This window comes from Shewanella sp. FJAT-52076 (assembly GCF_019457455.1).
Taxonomy (GTDB): Bacteria; Pseudomonadota; Gammaproteobacteria; order Enterobacterales; family Shewanellaceae; genus Shewanella; species Shewanella zhangzhouensis.
In genome coordinates this window covers 1,378,687-1,402,697 of the sequence record NZ_CP080415.1, presented here as the reverse complement: position 1 = coordinate 1,402,697, position 24,011 = coordinate 1,378,687, and the positions used below count along the sequence as shown (strand labels likewise).

Here is a 24,011-nt window from a genome sequence, read left to right as displayed (position 1 = left end):
GCTGCCCTCTCTTATGCGGCCTGATGGCTTCTGTGGCTGTGCAGGGTCGAGAAATACAAGTCCTCAAGCCCGGCATCCGTGCCTTCAAACCCTTCGGGACAGGCTTCCGACATGACATTCAGCACAGTGCGGCCGGCGAACAGGCGCTTGGAAATCACCGGCAGGCGCGCTTCAAGCTCTGCGGCTTCCTGCTGGGACACGGTACGGCGCCAAATTCTGCCATTCAGGGAATCCACCAGCTCTTGCGGGTTGCCTTCAAGCAATATGCTGCCCGATGCCAGTACAGCCATTTGTGGGCACAGTTCGGCCACGTCTTCCACTATGTGGGTCGAGAGAATGACAACCCGCTCCTCACCCAGGCTCACCAGCAAATTGTGGAAACGGTTGCGCTCTTCGGGGTCGAGGCCCGCGGTGGGTTCATCCACAATCAACAATTTGGGGTCACCCAGCAAGGCCTGGGCAATACCAAAGCGCTGACGCATGCCGCCGGAGTAGCCACTGACCGATTTGAATCTGTGTTGATAGAGGTTGGTGTGAGCCAGCAGGCCTTCAACGATTTCCTTGCGCTCTTTGGCATTACCAATACCTTTAAGCACCGCCAGGTGATCCAGCAAATCCAGCGCAGTCACCCGGGGGTAGACGTTAAAATCCTGAGGCAAATAGCCCAGCATGGTGCGCAGTTTCATGGGATCGGCCATCACATCTATGCCATCGAAATGAATGCTGCCACTGTCGGCCGATTGCAGGGTTGCAATGGTACGCATCAGGCTGGACTTCCCGGCTCCGTTGGGCCCTAACAGGCCAAACATACCCTTGGGGATTTCCAGATTGACATTGTTCAGGGCTTTCACCCCGTTATCGTAGGTTTTGGTGAGGTTTTTAATGCTTAGCATGGGTCCTTTCCGCTTATTCGAGTTCGCTAATCCGACCCGAACATACCAGAATGAACCTTAACGTCACCCTAATAATTGTAATAATTTTTCAATAATTTACAGCACGACATTCTACATATCTGCAACATTGTTATTTGTTTGCGGTCATACTGACGGCTTAACGCGCTTTTTTACCGGTAAGGGCTCCCGGCAAAAATATTTATTCATCCCCCCGATGCCAAGGGGTAACAACAGGCGTATGATTTAGCGCTTTTCGCCCCGCAGGGCAGACAGGGAGGGAATAATCATGGGAAAAACAATCTTTTTGAACGCTCTGCCTGCCAGCAGACAAGGCCGTATCAGGGCCTGGTTCTTGCTGCTGTTAAGTCTGTCAGTCCTCCCAGGCTGTCAGGTAAACACCCAAACACCCGATGCCTCCCGGGATACAGAGTTAAGCGCTCAGCCTGAAGCGATTGTCCCCGTCATAACAGAAGACACCAGCACACCGGAGTCACCGACGCCTGAAGCAACACCGCAGCAAAACCTGTGGCAAAAAATCGCCGATGCACAGACCATTGCCGTGCCTTCGCACCCGGAAGTCGATTATTTCCATGGACTTCACCGCAATAACGGCCTCTTCCCCATCAATGCGCCCGCTGCCGCCGAACCCTGGCTGTACGACATCATCAGTGAGCTGGATGCACGGGATATGCCGCTGGAACTTGCCCTGCTGCCGCTGATAGAAAGTGGCTACCACCCAGGTATCAAGGGATTGGGGGGCGCCGGACTGTGGCAACTTGCCGCCCAGACAGGTCGCAATCACCATCTCCGGGTCAATCAAAGCTACGATGGCAGATTGGACCCGAACCCAGCCACCCGCGCCGCCCTGGATTACCTGCTGTACCTGTACGAGATGTTCAATAACGACTGGCTGTCGGCGGTAGCAGCCTACAACATGGGTGAAGGCAAGCTGAAATCGGCCATTGAGCGCAATCGCCGCAAGGGCAAAGCCGAGGACTTTCTGGCGCTCGGACTGAGTCGTAATCAGGCGCCCACCCTGTACAAATGGCTGGCGGCGCTGGCGGTTTTACGGGACCCACAAACTCAGTCGGCCAGTTTCCCCCCCATTGCCAACGCGCCCGTAATGGCAAGGGAAGCTGTGCCCAACGGTGTGGCACTGTCCAACATTGCCCAGGCGCTGGGCATGTCTGCCAAAGAACTCTCCAGACTGAATCCGGCCTTCAGGGACGGCATCGTGCCCTTCAGCGGCAAATATCAAATCAACCTGCCAAAGACCCAGCTGGCCGCCCTTAACACGGCGCTGGTGAACTTAACGCCATCTACCCCCGGTAAGGGCGGCAGCTATCAGGTGAAATCAGGCGATACCCTGAGTGGCATTGCCAAGCGCCATGGATTATCCCTGGACAAGCTGCTGACGCTGAATGGGCTCAATATGAAGAGCATTATCAAACCCGGGCAACAGCTGCGACTGGAATAATGATGGTGCCGGGGCTGGCGTAAGCCAGCTTTGTGCCTCATCTGGCGTGAAGTCTGTGAGGGTATTTTGAATGGCAATAGCGTCAGCCCCGAGACAAATCGTCTTGGGGCTTATTTGGGGAGCTGGTTTGGGGCGCTGATTTTTGGGGTTTCCGTTTGGAATCTATTGCTTCAGTGACGCCTTGAGCCGCGCCATGCCCTCATCCAGAGAAATCAGCGGCTCGTAGCCTAAAATCTCCCGCGCGGCACTGATATCGTAGTAGTGGCTGCAAGACAGCTGCCTTGCCACAAAGCGGGTCATCAGGGGTTCCTCCTGTTTGCCAAGAAGACCATACACCCCTTCCAAAAACGCGCCCATGACGTAAGCAAGCCACACGGGTACCCGGCGGGTCACGCCCGGCAAACCGGCACAGGCGAGAATTTTCGACAACATTGAAGCCATGGTGACCGGCTCGCCGTTGCTGAGGAAAAATGCCCTGCCGCCACACTCGCCGGGCTTTTCGAGCAAAGCAAGCGCCGCCAGCACGTGGGCATGGGCGGCGTTATCCACATAAATGGTATCCACCAGCTTATCTTCGGCCCCCAGGAGACGCAGACGACCGGCGCGGCCACGTTCCAGCACCCTGGGTACCAGATGGGGATCGTTTGGCCCCCAAATCAGATGGGGCCTCAATGCAGTCGTCACCAGTGACGGCGAGCTCGCCTTCAACATCATGGCCTCGGCCTCGGCCTTGGATGCGCCGTAATGATTCAAAAAGTGCGCTGCATAGGGCGCAGACTCATCGATACCCGATTCATCTTTACCATCAAAGGTCACACTGGGGGTGCTGGTGTAAACAATGGCTTTGATGCCAAGATACCGGGCCGCCTTCAGCACATTGCCAGCTCCGGTGACATTGGGGCCATAGTAACTTTCACGGCTGCCCCACACCCCTGCCTTGGACGCCACATGAAACACCAGCTCGCAGCCTTTCATGGCCGCAGCTAGGGCCTCAGGGTCTGTGATATCGCCACGGTGCATCTCTACACCCATGGCATCAAGGGCTGGATAGGCCGAGCGGGCAATGCCGACGACCTCAATACCGGCACTCAGCAACTGCCGGCAAAGCGCCTCCCCCAAAAAGCCCCCTGCGCCTGTCACCAGTACGCGGCTGACGTGGCTTTTGAGTCGTTTGGCGGCATCCAGCTGCGCCGGATGTAAGGAAAAAGCCTGGGTCATTTGTTCAGACCACCTGAGAGTTGCTTTTCGGCCCACAGCGCCAGTTTTTCTCTGAAAATCTTGGCGTTGTGGCGAACATCCATGGGGAAGGACTCGTGGATAAGGAAGAAATCTATTCCCTGGGTTATCTCGTGGGCCTCGGCCATTTCACGCAGCTCACGGTAGAGGCTGCTGGCATTGTTACAGGCCTGAGACCGCTCGAGTTCCAGGCAAACCAGCGGGATCTTATCCCCATGACGATGTACCCCAACCAGTGCCGAGCGGGCAACCAGTGGATGGGTATTGAAAATTCGCTCACAGGGAATGGAGAAATAGCGTTTCCTGAAGGCGCCGCCTTCGGTGGCATCCACCCGATGGGCCTTGCGGCCACACATCCACAGACGCCCCAGCTCATCCAGATAGCCAAGGTCACCCATGCGATGCCACATCCCCTCGCCATCGGCAATTTTGGCCACACTGGTGGCTTCATCTCTGTGATAGTAGGCGCGGCTCACCATGGGGCCTTTCACCACTATCTCTCCGATTTCATAGGGTTGCAGTTTAAGCTCGTCCTGCCACTCGGCAATTAGCGCCTCATCGATGGCAATGATTTCAAGCGCGACGCCCTGCACGGGTTTACCCACCAGGATGCCACCACCTTTGGCCGTCACCTCACCGCTGTCAAGGAGCTCATCACTGGCGACAAAGCACAGTGGCAGGCCTTCAGTGGCGCCGTAAGAATTCAGCACAGGCGCATCCGGCGGCAGTATCTGGCGGAAGCGGCTGATGGCATCAATGGACGCAGGTGCCCCGGCAGAGATAACCCGCCTGACGCCATTCAGCGTCAGTGCATTCGCCTCGCCGTAACGGCCAAGCTTATCCAGCAGCGCCGGATTCAAAAACAGGTTGGTGCACTGGTAATCGGCGATGGCCTTGAACAGGTACTCGGGTTTTGCCTTGATAGGCCGACTGGCATCCATACAGGGCACGATGGAGGCCATGCCAAGCGCAGGGCCAAAGAGGGCAAACAGCGGGAAAGTCGACAGATCCCGCTCGCCGTGACGAATGCCATAATCCTGTTTAAGCGCTTGAATTTGCGCCTCAAACATCTGGTGACTGTACTCGACACCTTTGGGGATACCAGTACTGCCACTGGTAAACAGGATAGCGCATAGCGCCTGCTCATCGAGCAGTGCCATGGGATAGGGTCCCATATCCTGGCCGCGTTTTTCTATCTGGGCCAGGGTATTGCCGCCCCAGAGTTTGAGCCCCCGGCCAACGGTGACCAACTGGGTAACCGTCTTTTTGCCCCATGAAAACAGCATCCGCGCCACATGGGCCTTGGGGATACCGATAAAGGCATCGGGCGCCGCCTCATCAAAGCACTGACCGAGATTTTTGATACCCATGCCGGGGTCAACCATCACGGGGATGATCCCGGATTTAAACAGCGCGAAAGTCAGGGCGAAAAAATCCAGCCCGGGGGTCACCATGAGCACGGCCTTGTCACCGGCATTCAAACCTATGGCATTCAGCCCATGGGCGATGGCGTCACTGCGGCGATTAAGTTCACTCAGGGTCAGCTCGTCGTAGCAAAGCTCACCAATTCCCCGCGGTGGCTTGCCGAATCTGTGCCTTTGTACCGCAACAGCCAAGCCCTGGGGCTGGGCCTGTGCAGCCGAAACCAAATGGCGGCACAGGTTGGCATTCATGATGCGAGGGCCTCGGCGGTCGCAGGGACTGCCACGAAACGCTGAATGTGGGCTATCACTTCGTCGCTGGCATCTTCAAGGATGTAGTGACCACAGTCTTCGAAGGCGTGCACCTCGGCCTGAGGCAACTTTTCTTGCCACACGGTGAGGAAATGCCGGTCGAACACAAAGTCTTTGAGTCCCCAGCAAATGAGTGTTGGCACACGGGTAAATTGCGCCAGGCTCTGCTCTATTCGGCTCACTTCATCCCAGGCGGTGTCGCCTGGCTTCAGGGGGATATCCTGTACAAAACGCAGGGTAGAAATACGATTGGCCCAGCTGTTAAAGGGCGCGACGTAAGCGCGACGCATCTCTGCACTCATAGGATTGCGCTTACAGCCAATCACAGAGGCAAGCCCGGCAAAGGCATTAAAGCCACGCACCAGCAGGGTTCCAAGCCAGGTATCACGGCAGATTTTAAGCCTCAGCGGCAAGGGCTTGCTGGCAGGCAAGTGAAATGCTGCCGTGTTTAAAATCACCAACCTTTCAATGGCATCTGGATATTTGGTCGCCCAGCCCATGCCAATCATGCCACCCCAGTCGTGCACCACCAGGGTGACTTTTTCGGTCACATTGAGGTGCGCGAGCAAGGCTTCGAGATCGCCAACCCGGCTTGTCAGGGTGTAATGATAACGGCTGTCATCGGGTTTATCCGACAAGCCACAACCCACGTTGTCCATGGCAATGCAGCGATACTCGCCTTTGAGGGCGCCAATCAGATTGCGGTAATACAGGGTCCAGCTCGGGTTACCGTGCACCATGACGACAGTACCTTTTGGCTCAATATCGCCCTCTGGTCCCTCATCGATAAAGTGAATATTGTGGCCGCCGTGATTGAAAAAGCGGCGACTGAAAGGCAGCAGGCTGTCCAGCATTTTATGATTATCCATTACCAGCGAAGCCCCAACATCATGCAGTTCAGCCCCGAACCTATGCCGAGGAAGCTGACCTGATCCCCCGGGCGTAAAAAGCCCTGGTCGTGGGCAATGGCCGCCGATACCGGCAAGGACACTGTGCCCATATTGCCAAGCTCGGCAAAGGTGGGAAATTCTTTTTCTTCAGGAATTTGCAGTGCCGAGAGCACCTGCTTGCGGTTGGCCGCGCCCACCTGGTGACAAATCACCTTGTCCACCTGGCTTGCCAGCCACTCACGCTGACCGAGGAAGTGCTGCCAGGTTTGTTTGGCAAGCTCTACCCCTTCTTTAAGCAGCGCCACTGCGTCGGTGCGCATAAACTCACGGTACAGGCGATGACCTGTTTCCTGAAGCCCCCACTGGCACAGCTCATGGTGTTCCGGAGCGGCCAATTGACTGGCACCCAGCAATTGATGGTTGCGCGCCGTCGCCAAATTAAAGCTGCCATCGGTCAGCAATACCGCCACCGCGCCGGAGCCGCCGGTCAGGGTCGCCAGCGACTGAGCAAAATTCTGCATGGTGGGCTCTTCGAGCATCCGCTCTATGGTGGCATCCACTATGTCGCGGGCCGATTCACAGGACACCACCAGCCCGGCGCGGATTTGGCCAAGCTCAATGCGGTTGGCGATATCCAGAATGCCTGACAGTACACCCAGGCAGGCATTGGAGATGTCATAGATGGCGCTGTCGCGGCCCACACCCAGTGCGGCCGCAATGCGGCAGGCGGTGGCGGGTTCATGTTGGTCGCGGCACACCCCTGTGTACACAACGGCGCCCAAATCGGTCGCCTTCAGGCCTGTTTCATTCAGTGCCTTGTTGGCAGCGGCAATGGCGCCATCGGACAGTTTATGCCCCAGCGGCCACCAGCGGCGCTCACGAATACCGGTAAGGGCTGCCAATTGTCCCATGGGTATACGAAACTTCTGATACAGGGGAGCAAGACGTTGTTCAAGCTCTGAGCTTGACACCACAACAGGGGCCAATTCATAGGCCATGCTGTTGATAAAAACGCGGGAATATTTCATTCAGTTCTTGTTATCTAGGATGCAAAGCACGCCCGGCCGAATGCCGTTAAGGCCCGATAATAGAGGGCCATTATCCAGAGAAATGCCTCTGTCGCCAACCAAAATACTCAAGTTTAGGCCCTCGAAGTCGGCTCATCCGACCCCTTGAGCAAAGGTTTGAGCCTCAGTCGGCCCGCTATTCAAACAGCCCTGGCTGAAACCAGCCTGAGAACGCCGCGGCTTTTCGCCCACTTTCAATCGGTGATAAAGGGTACGGCAAACGAAAAATGCCGCTGCCAATAAAGAGGGGTAAGTGACGCGGTTTCAATCACGACGGGCGTCAATCAGGGCATTACGGGGCGTCACCCCCGGAGGGCAGAACGCACTGAGGCTGACTCGGTAGCCCGACTCCAACAAAAATGCAGCCCTGTCGAGTAGCAGATACTGCTCAATCACAGGTCTGAACAGGTGCGCCACCAGATCCAATCGTCGGGTCAGGCGCTGGCGCTGGCATCCTTGCGCCAACCACTCATTACCACAAAAATCCTCAGGTAACGCCAGGCCTTTAAGCTCACAGGCCCAGCGACAAAAGGCATCAAAACTGCCGGAAAGCAGGCTTTGGCGCACCGAGGGCAAGGGTAAGTAACTGTCGTCCCGGCGCAGATGACGCTGCAGGCTGTCGAACCCCAGGCGCCACTGAACTTCCTTCAGCCGGTCCTGGTTTTCTTTGGCGCTGGCGACGACCGAGTGATTGAGGGGGAGCTGCAGGCCATGCTTGTCGAGCACCAGTCCGGTGGCTCTGGCGCTGTCGCTGAGCCCAGCGTACTGCTCCCCTTGAATAAGATGATAACAACAGGGTGACAGACTGATGGCGCGGGTTTTGGCCGCTGCGGCGCGCCTTAGCAGCACCAGATGCAGCTCACCGCAGGCGTGGAGCGCCAGCGCATGCTGCTCACCCTGTAGCAGCTCCGCCTCTTCGGAAAAGGCATCGGCACACACAAAGCGTTGGTTGACACCGCGCTTTTGCGCTTCTTTTTCCCCGTCAAGGCACAGCTGTTGCTGCCACTCAAGACTCAGCACGGGTTTGTGGCTTACCGCGCCAATGAGTCTCCCAAGATGCCCCTTACCGGCGCACCACTCCAGCACGGGGTAAGGTGTGGGTGATTGCGAGAGCGCGGCGGCGAACCGGCTGATTTGCTCCCACTTGCGCCCCTTGATGCCTGCGGCAAAACGGCTGACTTGCCGCTCTGGCAGTAAGGCGGCAGAACGCTGCTCAATGCCTTTAAGCTCGGTGAGTTTCCATGAAAACAACGCGCTGTTCCAGCTAAGTCCCGCCTGGCTGAGGTCGGTTTCAAGCGCCGGTCTTAGGGTCTCGTATAACTTATCCTGACTCGCATCAAGCGCCTCCAGAGCCTCATCTTCCAGCGCCAATACAAAGGATGCCAGAGCCGGAAAAGACGCCTCCCACGGCAGGGTTTGGCAATTAAAAGTGCGTATGTCCCACAGTGCGCGGGCATCGATGAGTAAAGCGGCAAGTTCGCTCAGGGTGTGGCTAACTCTGGGCAACTGAAGCTCAAAGGCCGGATTCAGGGGTGCCGGAGATACACCGTTTTTTGCATCATCAAAGGAATGCGCGAAGGCTTCATGAGTATCTTTTGCAGGCTCACTGACATGGGTATTGTTCGGCGCTCTTTCTTCTGGGGACATGGATAACTCATCCGGGGCCACACCATAGCCGTGACCCAATTAAACAGGGCATCATTATAACCTCAGGCCCGGGTCCTTGACAGTGTGGGCCTCGGCAACGCCCTTTGCTGCCCTGGCTTCTGTGGGAATCCTGTCTTTGCGGTGGTAGACTCTGGCCTCCCACAACACCCGCTGCCAGTTTGGAGACCCCTATGATACAGTCGCCCTGCGTTGCCCGCTGCGGCTTGAATGATGATGACTACTGTATGGGCTGCCTGCGCCATATCGATGAAATCGTCGGTTGGTCTCAATCAAGTGATGAGCGCAAACTGGAGATCCTGGCCAGTCTGCCCGCCCGTAAAAAAGCCCTCGAAGGTGAAAATAATCAGCCACTCAGCAGGGCCAAGTGGCTGGAGTCAGAAGCACGGTTGGGACTCGATTAATCCGGGTAACATTAACCCACTTTATTGCGCCTTGAGCGCCGCCTCGGCCAGTACCCTGGTGTGCTCAAGCAGGCGCTTATCCCCCAGCGCGCCATGGCCCGGCACCACAGTGATGACATCAGGGAATTTCGCCATCACCCGCGACATGGACTCAGGCCAGGCCTGCAGCGACCCATCGCCATAAAATCCCATCGACCGCGTTGACGCCTCCCGCACCAGACAGCCGCCAAAGAGCAGCTTTTCGTGAGGCAGGTACACCACCAGATTATCCATCGCATGGCCGGCGCCCGGGTAAAACATCTGGGCCTTGTTGCCAAAGTACCGTATCTCGTCGCCACTGAAGGTTTGGGTCGCCAAGGTCTTTTGATGTTGCCTGAGAAGGGCCTGGGTCGCCTCAGAGCTCAGGGTGGTGATACCGGCCTTCTCAAATACCCCAAAGCTGCCGGCCCTGTCTTCGTGCCAGTGGGTCGCGAGCACGGCTTTTACGGTTAAGCCTTTAGCCTTTGCCCATTGAAGCAAAGCCTCAGCATCGGCATCCGTCCAGGGCGTATCCACCACAAAGGCCTCTTTGCCCTCCACGAGTACCAGGCCATTGGCGGAGACCTTGCCAAAGCCTTCCACCTCATTCTCACTCTGGTGCAGGAAAAGCTGCTCTGACAGGGGCGTGATTTCCAGTGCCTGGGCATTGGCAATGGCCCCTATCATCAACGCAGCACACCCGCGTATCGCAATTCTCATGGACACTCCTTTATCAGAAAAACAGCGCCGCACGAGGCGGCGCTATTCAAACATCATTGGGTTAACAAGCGGTGTCGGCTCAAAACGTCTTATCAGGCGTCGACATGCTCACTGCCATTATGGCTATGGTGCGTCTGGGTTAAGCGGCGCATCAGCGGCAATACCGCCAGTGCAATCAGGGTACAACCCAGGGCCGCAAATCCCAGCTTATTAAACAGGCTGGTGTAGATGGTAAGGGTTTCCAGCGGGTCAGTAATCCCCTGGGGCACGCTGGCAAAGTTGGCCACCACACCGCCCAGATATTGGCTGATACCCGTTGCCACAAAGTAGGCGCCCATCATAAAGCCGCCCATGCGCTCGGGCACATAGCGGGCAATCATGGCAAGGCCCAGTCCACTCACCAACAGCTCGCCCAGAGAATAGGCGCCGTAGCCCCAAATCATCACCCAGCTGGAGGTCTTGCCGTTTACAGCAAACTCACCGGCCACACTATAGATAAAGAAACCCGCGGCCACCACGGCAAACCCGAGGGCAAACTTGGCCGCAATGGACAGGTCTTTGTTGTTTTTGCCGCCCCAGGCATACGCCCAGGCAAGGATGGGGCTTAACACCATGATCCAGATGGGATTAAGCGCCTGAAACTGTGCCGGAGACCAGGTCCACAAATGCTGCCCCATCACCACAAAGTCCCAGTCGACGTTTCGCAGCGCAAAGAGCGCCAGCGAAGTGGACATCTGCTGGTAAAAGATAAAAAAGAACACGGATTGCAGCGTCAGTACCAGCGCGGCCAAGAGTCCTGCCCGCTCGCTCTCTTCACTGGTGCGGATAAGGTGGATAAAGATGCCCAGCACAACCAGGCCCGCGCCGTACACAAATACCCGGGCGATATCTTCAAATTCGAGGATAACCGCTGACACAACCACCGCCAGCAATGATGCTCCCAGCACTGCCGCAAGCTTGCTTTTGTCCACCGGCAGCAAGTCTGGCTCAGAGCCGTAATCATCCAGGGTGTGGCGCATCATCATGTAGTTGCCAATACCCACAATCAGGCCCACAAAACACACGGCAAAGGCGGCGTGCCAACCAAAGCCGTCGCCATAGTTGGCGTTGACGTAGTCTTTAATCCAGGGGGTGAGCAGCATGGAGAAGGTCGAACCTACGTTGACCGCCATGTAATAGATGGTGAAGGCGCTGTCGATTTTGGAGTCGTCGCCATCGTAAATTTTACGTACCAGGTTACCCGCATTGGGTTTGAATAAGCCGTTACCCACCACGATAACCCCGAGGGCAGAGAACAAAAACCAGGTATTATCGGTCGGCACGGCCATCAGGGCGTAACCCAGCGTCAATATCCCCGCACCCAGCAGCATGGTGCGCTTGGTGCCGAGCACCTTGTCCCCTACCCAGCCACCGATGGCGGGCGCCACATAAATGAGTGCGGCGCAGGCGCTCCACACCAGATTGGCGCGCTCATCGGCAAAGCCAAGGCGCTGCACCATAAAGTAAACAATCAGTGCCTGCATACCGTAGAAGCCAAAACGCTCCCACAATTCAATCAGCGACACCGTCATAAAGGAACGGGTCTTGGAGACCTGTATTTTCCCTGTTGTCATAGCCAAATTCCCATCTTGATTATTGTTGTGATCCAGCCCGAGTATAGGGGGAGCATGGCGGCAAACCAATCAGAATTTGTTCACTTGCACGGCAAACAAAGGTGACAAATGGCACAGATAAAAAAAGCGCCTGGTTGGCGCTTTTTTATGTGAAGAACTCTATTACTTTTTATGTTTCATCAGGGATTTAAGATCGGCGAAGGGATTGTACGTTGCCGCCTCTTGTTTGGCCTCCTGAGTGCTGCCATAGCGAATAAGCTCTTCAAAGCGAGAGTGCTCATTATCGTGGCAGTAAAGGCACAGGAGTTCCCAGTTGGAACCGTCGGGCGGGTTGTTGTCGTGGTTGTGATCCCTGTGATGCACTGTCAGTTCCGACAGGTTTTTATGGGTAAATTCACGCGCACAGCGGCCACACACCCAGGGATACAGCTTCAGCGCCTTTTCGCGATAGCCACCTTCACGTTTTTCACGGTATTCGCGCTCTGCGGCCAATACCTTATCGAGTTTACTTTGGGTCATAAAAGTCGGATTACAGCTTCTGATTGGCGCAGCATAACGCGCCAATCAGCCCGGTGCAATCGGTGTGCTTCAGCTATCCGGATTAACCGCTTCACTCACTGACAAATGCAGGTAATGCAGATACTTTTCATATTGAGTCACCGCATCGGCCTGCAACTGTTCAACCGTGTAGCCGAGCACGTCGTAGTGTTGGCCACCGTGCTCCAAAAACACTTCCACCCGGTAGAAATCTTCGTCCGTCTCTTCAACGCCATGGACCGGCACTTTGGAGTACTGCCTAAGCCGCAGACCATAAACAAAGTCGGGATGATTGTCGCTGGCAATCAGCAACCTGACCCTGTCGTCCTGCTGAACAACCCGGGCGTCTATTCCTTCGTTCACAAAAGCCGAAGCCACTTGCTTGAGTGCCTGGCGCGCCGGGCCACGGATAAAGGCACGGGCATCCTTCGCCGATGGCTGATTAACAAGCACCTTTAGCCGCTCCCGCCACTCAACATTGGCACTGGCATATTGCACGCTGGTGTGGTGCAACTGCACACTGGAGAGCTTAAGCCAGTCATCCTGAAGTGCCTTGAAGAGCCCAAGGCAAATCAGCAGCATCACCAACAAAAACGGCATGGCGCTGGCAATAGCTGCCGTTTGCAGCGCCTGCAATCCACCGGCCAGCAAGAGCACAGAAGCCACCACCCCCTGCATCAGCGCCCAAAACACTCGCTGCCACACAGGCGCCGACATATCACCGCCGGAAGTAAGGTTATCAATCACCAGACTGCCGGAGTCGGAAGATGTCACAAAGAAGGTCACCACCAGACACAGGGCCACCGCCGATAGCAAGGATGTGAGCGGCAGTTGCTGGAAGAACACAAACAGCGCCACAGATACATCACTGGAAACCGCCTCGGCCAACACACTGTTACCCTGATGCAAAATCTGATCTATGGCCGAATTGCCAAATACCGTCATCCACAAGAAGGTAAAGCCGCTGGGCACAAAGAGCACCCCCAGCAGAAACTCACGAATAGTACGGCCACGGGATACCCGGGCGATAAAGGTGCCCACAAAGGGCGACCAGGAAATCCACCACCCCCAGTACAGCAGGGTCCAGCCACCCAGCCAGTCGTTTTTCTGCTGATAGGCGTATAGGTTAAATGTTTTCCCAACAATATCAGAGAAGTAGGCACCGGTGTTTTGTACAAAGGCCTGCAGCAGCGCCACAGTTGGCCCCACCAGGAGCACCACCAGCATCAGCAGCACCGCCAAGAAGAGATTCAGCTCGCTGAGTCGCTTAACCCCCTTATCCAGCCCGGAGAACACAGACACTGTGGCTATCAGGGTAATGACCACTATGAGCCCCACCTGCAGGGGCGCACTCACCGGGATTTGGTCACCAAAGAGAAAATTAAGCCCGGCATTTACCTGCAGCACCCCAAACCCCAGGGACGTAGCGACACCAAACATGGTGCCAAGTACCGCAAAAGCATCCACCGCATGGCCGATAGGGCCGTGAATACGTTCGCCAATCAAGGGATAAAGCGCGCTTCTTGGCAGCAGCGGCAATTTATGCCGATAGGCGAAGTACGCCAGACTCAGGGCCACCACAGCATAGATGGCCCAGGCATGGATACCCCAGTGGAAGAAGGTGATTTTCATCGCCTGCCTGGCGGCCTCGATAGACTCAGGCGCAGCATCCGGGGGGGCTATCAGGTGCATGACAGGCTCTGCCACCCCAAAAAACATCAGCCCTATGCCCATGCCCGCCGAAAACAGCATGGCAATCCAGCTCTTGTAGCTGTAGTCGGGCTCGGCATGATCCGGGCCAAGCTTGATATCACCGAAGCGGCTGACCATCACGAAAACGATAAAAACCAGAAAGACGGCCACCGCGAGCACGTAAAGCCAGCCGGCTTTGACTTCAAGCCAGTGCTGCACTGCGCCAAACCATTGTTGCGCCTGTTCAGGCCAGATGGCACCAAGGGCCACCAACAGAGTGATAAGAAAGAGAGAGCCGAAAAAAACCGGCGGATTAATACTGTATTTGAGTGCCATTGTAGCTCCCTTGGCTAAGACAGAACGTCGTCCCTGGTAACACTGATAGAAATAGCTGAAATGTCGGGCCAGGTCCTGCACAAATTGCTGGAGAGGCGACGCAGGATACCACAAAAGCCCCTAAAAAGGCGGCCATAACCCGCTTTTAACGCCAACACAGGATATGAGTCACGCTCTTCCCGCCATCTAAAAAGGTAGCGCGTCAGGGATATTTTCGCTTGCTGCCCCCCATTGACTTTCCCTGACAAGGCAAGAAATACTGTCAAATAAATAAAACAACATGTTCAATATCAATCCAAGCTCGCCGGAGTTCTGTGGTATCCCCAAGCTGCGATTGCTCAATCCGAGGCCGCTATGCTCTTTGCCAATCCACAGGAAGCGATAGACTTTCTAGATAAACATCCCCAGGTTCAGCACGTCGAAGTGTTTATCATTGACCCCAACGGTATTCCCCGGGGCAAGCTCCTGCACCGTCAGGAAGTGCTGTCTATGTATCGTCACGGCCGTCCTCTGCCCAGCACTATTCTGGGACTGACGGTTCAGGGTGACGATGTTGAAGATACCGGGCTCGTTTGGGAAGTGGGTGACGCCGACTGTCTGGCATTTCCCATTGAAGGCGGTTTGCTGATGCAGCCATGGCGCAACCAGCCCACCGCTCAGGTGCATCTGGCTATGCATCCCGACGCCGGATTGCCGGCAGCGGTGGCCGATCCCCGCCTGGTGCTGTCCAGGGTAATAGCATCCCTGCAAGCGGATGGTTTTTATCCTGTAATGGCGGCGGAGTTGGAGTTTTTCCTGCTTGATCAGCGCTTTGATGCCAATGGCAAACCCCAGCCAGCAATGCAAAGCGATGGTCACAGACCAACCCAAACTCAGGTGTATGGCATTTTGGAGCTGGAGCGACTGCAACCCTTCCTGGATGACCTTTACCACGCCTGTGAGGTGCAGGGCATTCCTGCCCGCACGGCCATTTCAGAGTACGCTCCCGGTCAGGTGGAAATCACCCTTGAGCACAGATTCGATGCGCTGCAGGCCATGGATGAAGCGGTGCGCTACAAGAGATTGGTCAAGGGTGTGGCTGCGAAGCACGGCATGCAGGCCTGTTTTATGGCCAAACCCTTTGGCGAGCTGGCGGGCAGCGGCATGCACATGCACGTCAGCCTGGCCGATGCCGATGGCAATAACCTGTTTGCCAGCGACAACCCCGAAGGCACACCGGAGTTGACCCAATCCATTGCCGGTATGATGGCCACCCTGGAGGATGCACAGCTGCTGTTTTGCCCCAATGCCAACTCCTTCCGCCGTTTTCAGAGCGCAAGCTACGCCCCCATCGCCAAGACCTGGGGCGTGAACAATCGCACCGTGTCCTTCCGGGTCCCCGGCGGCCCGGCGGCAAGTCGCCATGTGGAGCACAGGATCTGTGGCGCAGACGCCAACCCTTACCTGGCCGCTGCGGCAATTTTGGCGGCTTGCCACCATGGTATTCGTCATAGGTTATCCCCCGGTGAGGCGATTGTGGGCAATGGTTATCAGGGCGAGCACCAGACCCTGCCCACCGACTGGTTGTCGGCGCTGACCAATTTCGAGCGCTCCGGGTGGATGAAGTCCGTCTTGGGTGAGGATTTTCACCGGATTTACGGAAAAATTAAACGCGCCGAATATCAGCAATTTATGGCAGAGGTTGGCCAGCAGGACTGGCAGTGGTACTTAACCCACGCCTGATAATGGCTACCTAAAAAGCAAAAAGCGCCCTCGGGCGCTTTTCTATTGGGGGCTGTGTCAGTCCCACACCAGCTCGCTGAAGTGCTTGCGGCACATGGACTCGTAACTCTCGTTACCACCAATGGCCACCTGAGCACCATCGCGCACCGGATTACCGGCACCATCGCGGCGCACCACCATATTGGCCTTGCGGCCACAAAAACAAATGGTTTTCAGCTCCACCAGCTTATCGGCCCAGGCCAGCAGATACTGACTGCCAATAAAAAGCTCGCCGCGGAAATCACTGCGAAGGCCATAACAGAGCACAGGAATATCGAGCTTATCCACCACATCAGTAAGCTGACGCACCTGGGTTTTAGATAAAAACTGGCTCTCGTCCACCAGTACGCAGTGCAACTGCTGCTGGCTGTGGTGAGTGGCAATCAAATCCATCAGGTTATCTTCACTGCCAAACGCAGTGGCATCGGCCTGAATACCAATACGTGAGGCTACCTTGCCCACGCCATATCTGTCGTCGATGGCAGCGGTCAGCACCAGGGTGTTCATGCCCCGCTCGCGGTAGTTATAGGAAGACTGAAGCAGCGAGGTGGATTTGCCGGCATTCATTGCCGAGTAATAAAAATAGAGCTGAGCCAACGCGAAGATCCCCTGATAAAAATGCCGGGCTATCTTAGCGCAGCCCCAGCCCCAGTGCCAGTTCCGGCAACAATTCAGACTTATTTAAGGCCGCCTCGTTAGCCTAGCCAGTCATCAAAAAACCACAATCACAACAACAAGCAGGAAGAAACCATGCATAAAAGCCTTATCGCCCTTGCCGTAGGCGGCGCGCTCTTGTTGGGCGGCTGCGCCCTTGGTCCATCCCAAAGCGCCGTTAACAGTGGCGATGTAGCCACCGCTGTAGCAGGTATCAGTGCCGACAACCCCTTCTTCGCGCCAAGCGCATTGCAATATCAGGCGCCCGATTTTACCGCCATCAAGGACAGCCATTTCGAACCGGCACTGCTCCAGGGCATTGCCGAGCACAAGGCTGAGATCCTCGCTATCGCCAACAATCCAGCGCCTGCCAGCTTTGAAAACACCCTGGTGGCCATGGAAAAAAGCGGCGCCCTGCTGACCCGCACCTCCAAAGTGTTCTATAACCTGGCGGGCACCGACTCCAACCCCAGCCTGCAAGCACTCCAGGCCAAGATGGCACCACTGATGTCTGCCCATTCTGACGACATCAACCTGAACCCCACCCTGTTTGCCCGTATCGAGAGCCTGTACAACCAGCGCAATGACCTTGGGCTGACCAAAGAAGAAGTGCGCCTGATTGAGGTGTACCATCAGCGCTTTGTGATGGCCGGCGCCAAGCTCACCGAAGCGCAGAAGACCCAAATCCGTGCTCTGAACGAAGAACACTCCAAGCTTACCGATGAATTCCAGCAGCGCCTGCGTCGTCTGACCAAGGAAATTGCCGTGGTTGTTGACAGCGAAGCCGAGCTGGCCGGTCTGTCTGACAGCGCTATTCGTATGGCAGCCGCCGATGCCAAGGCCGCAGGCCATGACGGCAAGTTCTTACTGTCTATCACCAACACTACCCGTCAGCCGGTGCTGGCACAGCTTGAAAACCGCGAGCTGCGTAAGCGTGTATTCGAAGCCTCAGCCAACCGTGGCCTTGAAGGCGAGAACGAAACAGCCTCTCTGGTTGCCCGTCTGGCGCAGCTTCGTGCCGAGCGTGCTGCCCTGCTGGGCTTTGACAACTGGGCCAGCTACCGCCTGGCGCCACAAATGGCCGGCAGCCCAGAAGCCGTGTACGAGCTCTTTGGCACCATGGTGCCAAAAGTCGTGGCCAACACCCGCAAAGAAGCCGCCGACATTCAGGCGATGATTGATAAAACCGGTGGCAATTTCGAGCTCAAGCCATGGGACTGGGCCTTCTACGCCGAGAAAGTGCGTCAGGAAAAATACGCCCTGGATGAAGAGAGCCTCAAGCCTTACTTCGAATTCAACCGTGTACTGGAAGATGGCGTGTTCTACACCATCAAGGAACTGTACGGCCTGACCATGAAGCCGCGCCCGGATCTGCCGGTGTACCATCCGGACGTGAAGGCCTATGAAATGTTCGATGAAGACGGCACCAGCCTGGCCATCTTCTACGCCGACTACTTTGCCCGCGACGGCAAGCGTGGCGGCGCCTGGAAGAGCTCCTTCGTGGATCAGTCCGGCCTGCTGGGTAACAAGCCAGTGGTTGTGAACGTGATGAACATCAAGAAGGCACCGGACGGCGAGCCGACCTTTGTCAGCTACGATGAAGTGACCACCATGTTCCACGAAATGGGTCACGGCACCCACGGCATGTTGTCCAAGGTGAAATACCCAACGCTGGCAGGCACCAAGGTTTCCCGCGACTTCGTTGAGTTCCCCTCCACCTTCGAAGAAGACTGGGCTGCCCATCCCAAGGTACTGGCCAACTACGCCCGTCACTACCAGAGCGGTGAGCCACTGCCCAAGCCATTGCTGGACAAGCTACTCAAGTCCCGCAGCTTCAACCAGGGCTTTGACACCCTGGAGTACATGGCCGCGGCCCTGGTGGATCTGGAATGGCACTCTCTGAAAGCCGGTGACAGCCTCAAAGATGTTGCCAGCTTCGAAGCCGCAGCGCTCAAGAAGCACGGTGTGGACATTGAAGCCGTGCCGCCACGTTACCGCTCTACCTACTTCGCCCACGCCTTCCCGGGCGGCTACAGCGCCAGTTACTACGCCTACATGTGGTCTGAAATTCTGGCAGCCGACGCCTACGCCTACGTGCAAACCCAGGGCGGCCTGAACCGTGAGATAGGTATGAAGTACCGCAAGGCCATCCGTGAAGTGGGCAACAGCGTGCCGCCGATGGAAGCCTACATCAACTTCCGTGGTCAGGAACCGACCACCGACGGTCTGCTGGAACGCCGTGGCCTGAAGTAAGCCGTGGCCTGAAATAAGCAACCTGAAATAAGCAGCGGCCTGATTTGCGCCGCGCTTTGGTAAGCGAAACCTCAGCCACAAAAAAAGCCGCTCAATTGAGCGGCTTTTTTATTGTTAAACGTCTTGCCAAATCACTGATACTCAGCCCTTACCGGCCTTGATTCTAAGACCAATCACTGCCAGCACAAAGAGGACTGAAGTCGTGCCAAATCCGGCCCACACCGACTCGGTAAAGCCCATCACCGTGTAACCCACCAAACTGATGACAGCCACAATCAGCGCGTAGGGCAGCTGAGTCACCACATGGTCGATATGATGGCAGCTGGCGCCGGTAGACGACAAAATCGTGGTATCCGAAATGGGCGAGCAGTGGTCACCAAATACAGCGCCAGCCAACACGGCGGCAAGCATTGGCAACATCATGGCGGTGTGGCTGCCCATGGCCATGTCGGCGGCAATCGGCAGCATAATGCCGAAGGTGCCCCAGCTGGTACCGGTGGCAAAGGCGGTAAGCCCCGCGAGGATGAACATCGCCGCTGGCAGCAGCGCAAAAGGAATATTGCCGCTGGCAAGACTTGCCATAAACTTACCGGTTTCCAGCTCGCCGATAATGCCGGCAATGGTCCAGGCAAACAGCAGGATATAGATGGCAGGCACCATGGAGCGGGCGCCCTGGGTGAGCGCTGTGATAATCAGCTTGCTCTCAACCTTTTGCATGATGGCCTGCACCAGCGTTACTCCGAGGCCCACCAGCGCACCGAAGAACAGCGAACCGCCCACATCGGTTTTCTCAAAAGCGCCAATCAGCGAAAACGGCAGCTTTTCGTCAGCGAGAGCCGAAGCGCCGCTTTGGATCATAAAAAACAGGGTGGCAAATACCAGAGTGCCGATGGGCACGAAGAGCCCCGCGATACGGCCGCTGTCAGCCTCCGGCAGTTCGGCACTGGCGCCCGGTGGCGTGCCCTTGGCTTCATCGTACAAATTACCGCGCATGGCGTTTTGCTCATGGGTCTTCATCGGGCCCACATCCAGCCCCATAAAGGCCACACACAGCAGCAGCAAGAGCGCGAAGATGGCGTAGAAGTTCATGGGGATCATCTGGATAAACACCGACAGATGGCCCGCATCAGCCATGCCGTGGCTGGCGAGGATGCCGCCAATCAGCGCAATGATGTAGGCGCCCCAGCTGGAAACCGGTGAAATCACGCACACAGGCGCGGCGGTGGAGTCCAGCAGATAGGCCAGCTTGGCGCGGGAAATATAGTAACGGTCTGTCAGGGGACGGGAAATGGAGCCCACCACCAGACTGTTGAAGTAGTCGTCGATAAAGACCACGCAGCCCAAAAACATGGTCAGCAACTTGGCATCGCGCTTATTGCGGATGCGTTGTCTGGCCCAGTCGGCAAAGGCTCGGGCAGCACCGGATACGGTAATGAGGGCGGTGATCATCCCCAAAAGCAGCAAAAAGCCGAGAATATATAGGTTCCAGCTATTGAGCGCGCCATCGCTCCACACCAGATTGGTAACCCGGTGGGCCAGAAATTCGCCACTGGCAAGGGGGGCAAAATCATTCAGCAGCAGCGCGCCGACCAGAATACCCAAACCAAGGGACAAGAGTACTTTGCGGGTCAGTACCGCCAGTACAATAGCCACAACCGGCGGCAGCAGGGAGAGCGCCGAGTCGGCATAACTTATCAATGTCATTGAAATATCTTCGCTTTAAACGAATGGAGGGCGACTGAACTGGTGGGAAACGGCAAAGATACCCAAAAACACCTGTCCTATCAGTAGCGCTCCATAGTAATTACTACCTCTGTCATCCCGACAGAAAATACTATGGCAGTGCCGTTTCTTTCGATAACGGCCCCAGCGGAAGGCGGTGATACACACATCCACTTCGGCGCCAATGCCCTTTCACAGCCCGTCAACGGCATCACCCTGTTGACTGTTACTGATGCTTGGCGCACCTCTACTCAGGACGCCTGTGTGCAGGCGTGCGGCACATAAAAACACAAGCGGCCCGGGGGAAGCTACCCCCAGGCCGCATATCGTGACCAAAATCACAAATTAAAGCAAGTCTATCAGCTTGGGCACGGCCTCAAACAGGTCGGCTTCCAGGGCATAATCCGCCACCTGGAAGATAGGCGCTTCGGGATCTTTGTTGATAGCGACAATCACCTTGGAGTCTTTCATACCCGCCAGATGCTGGATGGCACCTGAGATACCCACGGCAATGTACAGCTGAGGCGCCACAATCTTACCGGTTTGACCCACCTGCAGATCGTTGGGCACAAAACCTGCGTCAACCGCGGCGCGGGATGCACCCACGGCGGCGCCGAGTTTGTCGGCCAGTTTTTCCAGCAGAGCAAAGTTTTCACCGCTGCCCATGCCGCGGCCACCGGAAACGATAATACCGGCGTTACCCAGCTCAGGGCGCTCAGAAACCGTCAGCTCCTGGGATACAAAGGCACTCTTGGCAGTGAATACCTTGTCGATGGCTTCGATAGCAGCGCTGCCACCATTGCCGGCGGCATCGAAGGCACTTGGGCGAACTGTCATCACCTTCTTGTCATCGAGGCTCTCTACGGTTGCCATGGCGTTACCGGCATAGACAGGACGCACGAAGGTATTGGCATCAACCACTTTTACCACTTCAGATAGCTGAGCCACATCGAGCAGTGCCGCAACCCGTGGCAGCGCATCTTTACCCGTGGAGCTGGCGGCAGCCAGAATGTGGCTGTAATTGCCAGCCAAATCCAGCATCAGCGCGGCCAGGTTTTCACCCAGATGCGCAGCATAGGCAGCATTGTCGGCAACCAACACTTTGGCCACACCGTCGATGGCGGCAGCGGCGTCAGCAACAGCGCCACAATTGTGGCCTGCTACCAGCAGATGAACCTCACCACCGATGGCCTTGGCGGCACTCACAACCTTGGCGGTATCCAGTTTCAGGCTGGCGTTATCATGTTCTGCAAGGACGAGAATGCTCATATCAGATCACCTTTGCTTCGTTTTTCAGTTTTTCCACCAGCTCTTCGACAGAAGACACCTTGATACCAGCCTGACGGGTTGCAGGCGCAGCCACACTCAGCAGCTTTTGATGCTGTTTCAGGGTCACACCCAGATCGGCAGGGCTCACGGTATCCAGCGGTTTACGCTTGGCTTTCATGATATCGGGCAGTTTGGCGTAACGAGGCTCATTGAGGCGCAGGTCCGAGGTCACGATGGCTGGCATAGGCAGTTTGAGGGTTTGCAGGCCGCCGTCCACTTCGCGGGTCACCAGCAGCTCACCGCCTTCTACCACCACTTTGGAAGCAAATGTTGCCTGAGGGGCATCCATCAGCGCGGCCAACATCTGACCGGTTTGGTTGTTATCACCGTCGATGGACTGTTTACCCAGCAGCACCAGTTGTGCCTGCTCTTTGTCCTGTACGGCTTTTAAAATCTTGGCAATGGAAATGGCAGGCAGGTTGTCGTCGGCTTCGACGTGAATGCCACGGTCAGCACCCAGGGCCATGGCAGTACGCATTTGCTCCTGCACTGCCTTGCTGCCCACGCTCACCACCACGATTTCGCTGGCATGACCCGCTTCTTTGAGGCGAACTGCTTCTTCAACGGCAATTTCACAAAAGGGGTTAATCGCCATTTTGAGGTTAGCCGTGTCCACGTCTGTGTTATCGGCCTTCACCCTCACTTTCACGTTGGCATCCACCACGCGCTTTACAGGCACCAGTATCTTCATAGGGTTTCCTTCCTGCACCTTCTTTGTTGGGGACGTGATGCACGCCACTGTATGGGTGAGCATCACACAATAGCGCAACTTTAAGTGCTGTTAACGTAAACGTCAACCTGTCTCAAACGAGCGTTTGCGAGTTTGATTGGTTTATCACTGGCCAGATTTATGAACACACTCTATGTCGGCCTGCTCTTTGCGTGGCCGCGTTTGAGGGTAACGGATGATGACAACAAGATATGACGGCCTGATGATGGAAGGCGGCGGTTTATCGGGCGTAATTCACTTTGTGCTTCACTTTCTACTTCTCTGTGTACTTAGCTCTACTTAACTCTGTACCTCACGGCTACCTCACAATGAGGCTCTGCAGTAAATGGTCCGGTCTCTTAATAGGGACCACACGCGCACAAGCGAGGCAATATCACTGGGTTGGGGAATTGAATTTTACAGCGGGGGTGTGCTCCCTCCCCCTGAAAACGGATATAAAGAAGCAATTCGCTCACAATTACTCGTGCGTTCTCGTGCATTCTCGTACGTGGTTCCCATACGACTTTAGGGATAGCGTACCTTATCTCATCCGGTAAACCCGTCGCCTTTATTATTGGCTGTATTGGCTGGACCAAGATGCCAGATACATTTGCAACGGACAGTTTTCACGCTTTACCACTGCTGCAAAATGGCAAAGAACACATTTCCCAGGATAAAAATAATCCTTTTGACAAACATCACTTAATAATTTCAGTTTTTTAATTGCAGATTGAATTATTTATTTCTATTATTTCATTCGATGTGAAAATTAACTTGTTATTTAAATTGGGAAGCGAGTTTACCATGAGCGAATTCCTCGAAATTTTGACCCACGGTCGTCGTCTGAAAGCAGCTGTTAAAGATTTGTCTTTGGATGAGCTGCGTGATCTTGGCGCCAAACTCGAAAAAATCATTGCTGAGCGCGAAGCCGAAGCCGAAGAAGATTTGAAAGCCAACGCCGAGCGTATTGCCAAAATTGAAGAAATCCGCAAGCAAATGGCCGAAATCGGTCTGTCTGTTGAAGATTTGGGTGTGACTGCTGCAAAACCTGCCGCGAAGAAACGAGCCCCCCGTCCACCAAAATATAAGATTGTGGTTGATGGTGAAGAAATCACCTGGACCGGTCAGGGCCGCATGCCAACGGTATTCAAGAACGCCGTTGAAGGTGGTGCATCCATGGATGACTTCCTTATCTAAGCTGTCATCCAAATTAAAGGCCGATCCCCATCGGCCTTTTTTATTACCTTAAGAAAACCTTTTTACATTTCTTCGCTGCCATTCTGCCGCAAATTCCGCTAACCT

Annotated in this window: 19 protein-coding genes and 1 riboswitch; of the genes, 5 read left to right on the top strand and 14 right to left on the bottom strand. The window is 55.7% G+C overall.

Annotation, left to right across the window (positions count from 1 at the left end):
* Positions 1-11: 11 nt before the first annotated feature.
* The gene (locus tag K0H79_RS06075; RefSeq protein WP_220067227.1) at positions 12-893 is read right to left on the bottom strand and encodes an ABC transporter ATP-binding protein; all 882 of its coding nucleotides are present in this window, start codon (positions 891-893) and stop codon (positions 12-14) included.
* A 286-nt stretch (positions 894-1,179) separates the two neighbouring features.
* On the opposite strand from K0H79_RS06075, the gene K0H79_RS06070 reads away from it, so the two are divergent.
* On the top strand, positions 1,180-2,370 hold the full coding sequence (locus tag K0H79_RS06070; protein ID WP_220077655.1) for a transglycosylase SLT domain-containing protein: 1,191 nt from the start codon (positions 1,180-1,182) through the stop codon (positions 2,368-2,370).
* 162 nt (positions 2,371-2,532) lie between these two features.
* On the opposite strand, the gene oleD is transcribed toward K0H79_RS06070, so the two are convergent.
* The 5 genes from oleD to K0H79_RS06045 form a co-directional block, all read right to left on the bottom strand.
* On the bottom strand, positions 2,533-3,588 hold the full coding sequence (gene oleD, locus K0H79_RS06065; RefSeq protein ID WP_220077654.1) for a 2-alkyl-3-oxoalkanoate reductase: 1,056 nt from the start codon (positions 3,586-3,588) through the stop codon (positions 2,533-2,535).
* The gene (oleC, locus tag K0H79_RS06060; RefSeq protein WP_220077653.1) at positions 3,585-5,279 is read right to left on the bottom strand and encodes an olefin beta-lactone synthetase; all 1,695 of its coding nucleotides are present in this window, start codon (positions 5,277-5,279) and stop codon (positions 3,585-3,587) included. The genes oleD and oleC overlap by 4 nt, the downstream gene beginning before the upstream one ends.
* Positions 5,276-6,193, bottom strand: coding sequence for an alpha/beta fold hydrolase (locus K0H79_RS06055; protein WP_220078104.1), 918 nt, complete (start codon positions 6,191-6,193; stop codon positions 5,276-5,278). The genes oleC and K0H79_RS06055 overlap by 4 nt, the downstream gene beginning before the upstream one ends.
* Before the next feature lie 14 nt (positions 6,194-6,207).
* Positions 6,208-7,257 carry a 3-oxoacyl-ACP synthase III gene (locus K0H79_RS06050; RefSeq protein ID WP_220077652.1) on the bottom strand — a complete coding sequence of 350 codons (1,050 nt, stop codon included), beginning with the start codon at positions 7,255-7,257 and terminating at the stop codon, positions 6,208-6,210.
* Between the two features lie 303 nt (positions 7,258-7,560).
* On the bottom strand, positions 7,561-8,943 hold the full coding sequence (locus K0H79_RS06045) for a methyltransferase (protein ID WP_220077651.1): 1,383 nt from the start codon (positions 8,941-8,943) through the stop codon (positions 7,561-7,563).
* A gap of 194 nt (positions 8,944-9,137) precedes the next feature.
* Between K0H79_RS06045 and K0H79_RS06040 the strand changes: the two genes are divergently transcribed.
* On the top strand, positions 9,138-9,365 hold the full coding sequence (locus tag K0H79_RS06040) for a DUF1289 domain-containing protein (protein ID WP_220067836.1): 228 nt from the start codon (positions 9,138-9,140) through the stop codon (positions 9,363-9,365).
* A gap of 21 nt (positions 9,366-9,386) precedes the next feature.
* Here the strand turns inward: K0H79_RS06040 and bla are convergent, their stop codons facing one another.
* The 4 genes from bla to K0H79_RS06020 all read right to left on the bottom strand — a co-directional run bounded on the left by bla (position 9,387) and on the right by K0H79_RS06020 (position 14,281).
* On the bottom strand, positions 9,387-10,103 hold the full coding sequence (bla, locus tag K0H79_RS06035; protein WP_220077650.1) for a subclass B1 metallo-beta-lactamase: 717 nt from the start codon (positions 10,101-10,103) through the stop codon (positions 9,387-9,389).
* 92 nt (positions 10,104-10,195) lie between these two features.
* Entirely contained in the window at positions 10,196-11,716 is a 1,521-nt protein-coding gene (locus tag K0H79_RS06030; protein ID WP_220077649.1) for a peptide MFS transporter, read from the bottom strand.
* 162 nt (positions 11,717-11,878) lie between these two features.
* Entirely contained in the window at positions 11,879-12,235 is a 357-nt protein-coding gene (locus tag K0H79_RS06025) for a YajD family HNH nuclease (protein ID WP_220077648.1), read from the bottom strand.
* Positions 12,236-12,304: 69 nt separating this feature from the next.
* Positions 12,305-14,281, bottom strand: coding sequence for a BCCT family transporter (locus tag K0H79_RS06020; RefSeq protein WP_220077647.1), 1,977 nt, complete (start codon positions 14,279-14,281; stop codon positions 12,305-12,307).
* Positions 14,282-14,635: 354 nt separating this feature from the next.
* Between K0H79_RS06020 and K0H79_RS06015 the strand changes: the two genes are divergently transcribed.
* A complete protein-coding gene (locus K0H79_RS06015; protein WP_220077646.1) occupies positions 14,636-16,003 on the top strand; it encodes a glutamine synthetase family protein in 1,368 nt (455 codons plus the stop codon).
* Between the two features lie 57 nt (positions 16,004-16,060).
* Here K0H79_RS06015 and K0H79_RS06010 read toward each other — a convergent pair whose 3' ends face one another.
* Positions 16,061-16,639: a thymidine kinase gene (locus K0H79_RS06010; RefSeq protein WP_220067216.1), complete on the bottom strand. Its 579-nt coding sequence runs from the start codon at positions 16,637-16,639 to the stop codon at positions 16,061-16,063.
* Between the two features lie 153 nt (positions 16,640-16,792).
* Here K0H79_RS06010 and K0H79_RS06005 point away from each other — a divergent pair, with 153 nt between their 5' ends.
* Positions 16,793-18,949, top strand: a complete 2,157-nt coding sequence (locus tag K0H79_RS06005) for a M3 family metallopeptidase (protein ID WP_220077645.1) — start codon at positions 16,793-16,795, stop codon at positions 18,947-18,949.
* Positions 18,950-19,090: 141 nt separating this feature from the next.
* Here K0H79_RS06005 and K0H79_RS06000 read toward each other — a convergent pair whose 3' ends face one another.
* The 3 genes from K0H79_RS06000 to K0H79_RS05990 all read right to left on the bottom strand — a co-directional run bounded on the left by K0H79_RS06000 (position 19,091) and on the right by K0H79_RS05990 (position 22,691).
* Positions 19,091-20,653, bottom strand: coding sequence for a Na+/H+ antiporter NhaC family protein (locus tag K0H79_RS06000; protein WP_220077644.1), 1,563 nt, complete (start codon positions 20,651-20,653; stop codon positions 19,091-19,093).
* A gap of 76 nt (positions 20,654-20,729) precedes the next feature.
* Positions 20,730-20,929, bottom strand: a riboswitch (Lysine riboswitch).
* 87 nt (positions 20,930-21,016) lie between these two features.
* Positions 21,017-21,940, bottom strand: coding sequence for an electron transfer flavoprotein subunit alpha/FixB family protein (locus K0H79_RS05995; protein WP_220077643.1), 924 nt, complete (start codon positions 21,938-21,940; stop codon positions 21,017-21,019).
* 1 nt (position 21,941) lies between these two features.
* Positions 21,942-22,691: an electron transfer flavoprotein subunit beta/FixA family protein gene (locus tag K0H79_RS05990; protein WP_220077642.1), complete on the bottom strand. Its 750-nt coding sequence runs from the start codon at positions 22,689-22,691 to the stop codon at positions 21,942-21,944.
* An 822-nt stretch (positions 22,692-23,513) separates the two neighbouring features.
* Between K0H79_RS05990 and K0H79_RS05985 the strand changes: the two genes are divergently transcribed.
* The gene (locus K0H79_RS05985) at positions 23,514-23,906 is read left to right on the top strand and encodes an H-NS family nucleoid-associated regulatory protein (protein ID WP_220067211.1); all 393 of its coding nucleotides are present in this window, start codon (positions 23,514-23,516) and stop codon (positions 23,904-23,906) included.
* The last annotated feature ends 105 nt before the right edge of the window (positions 23,907-24,011 follow it).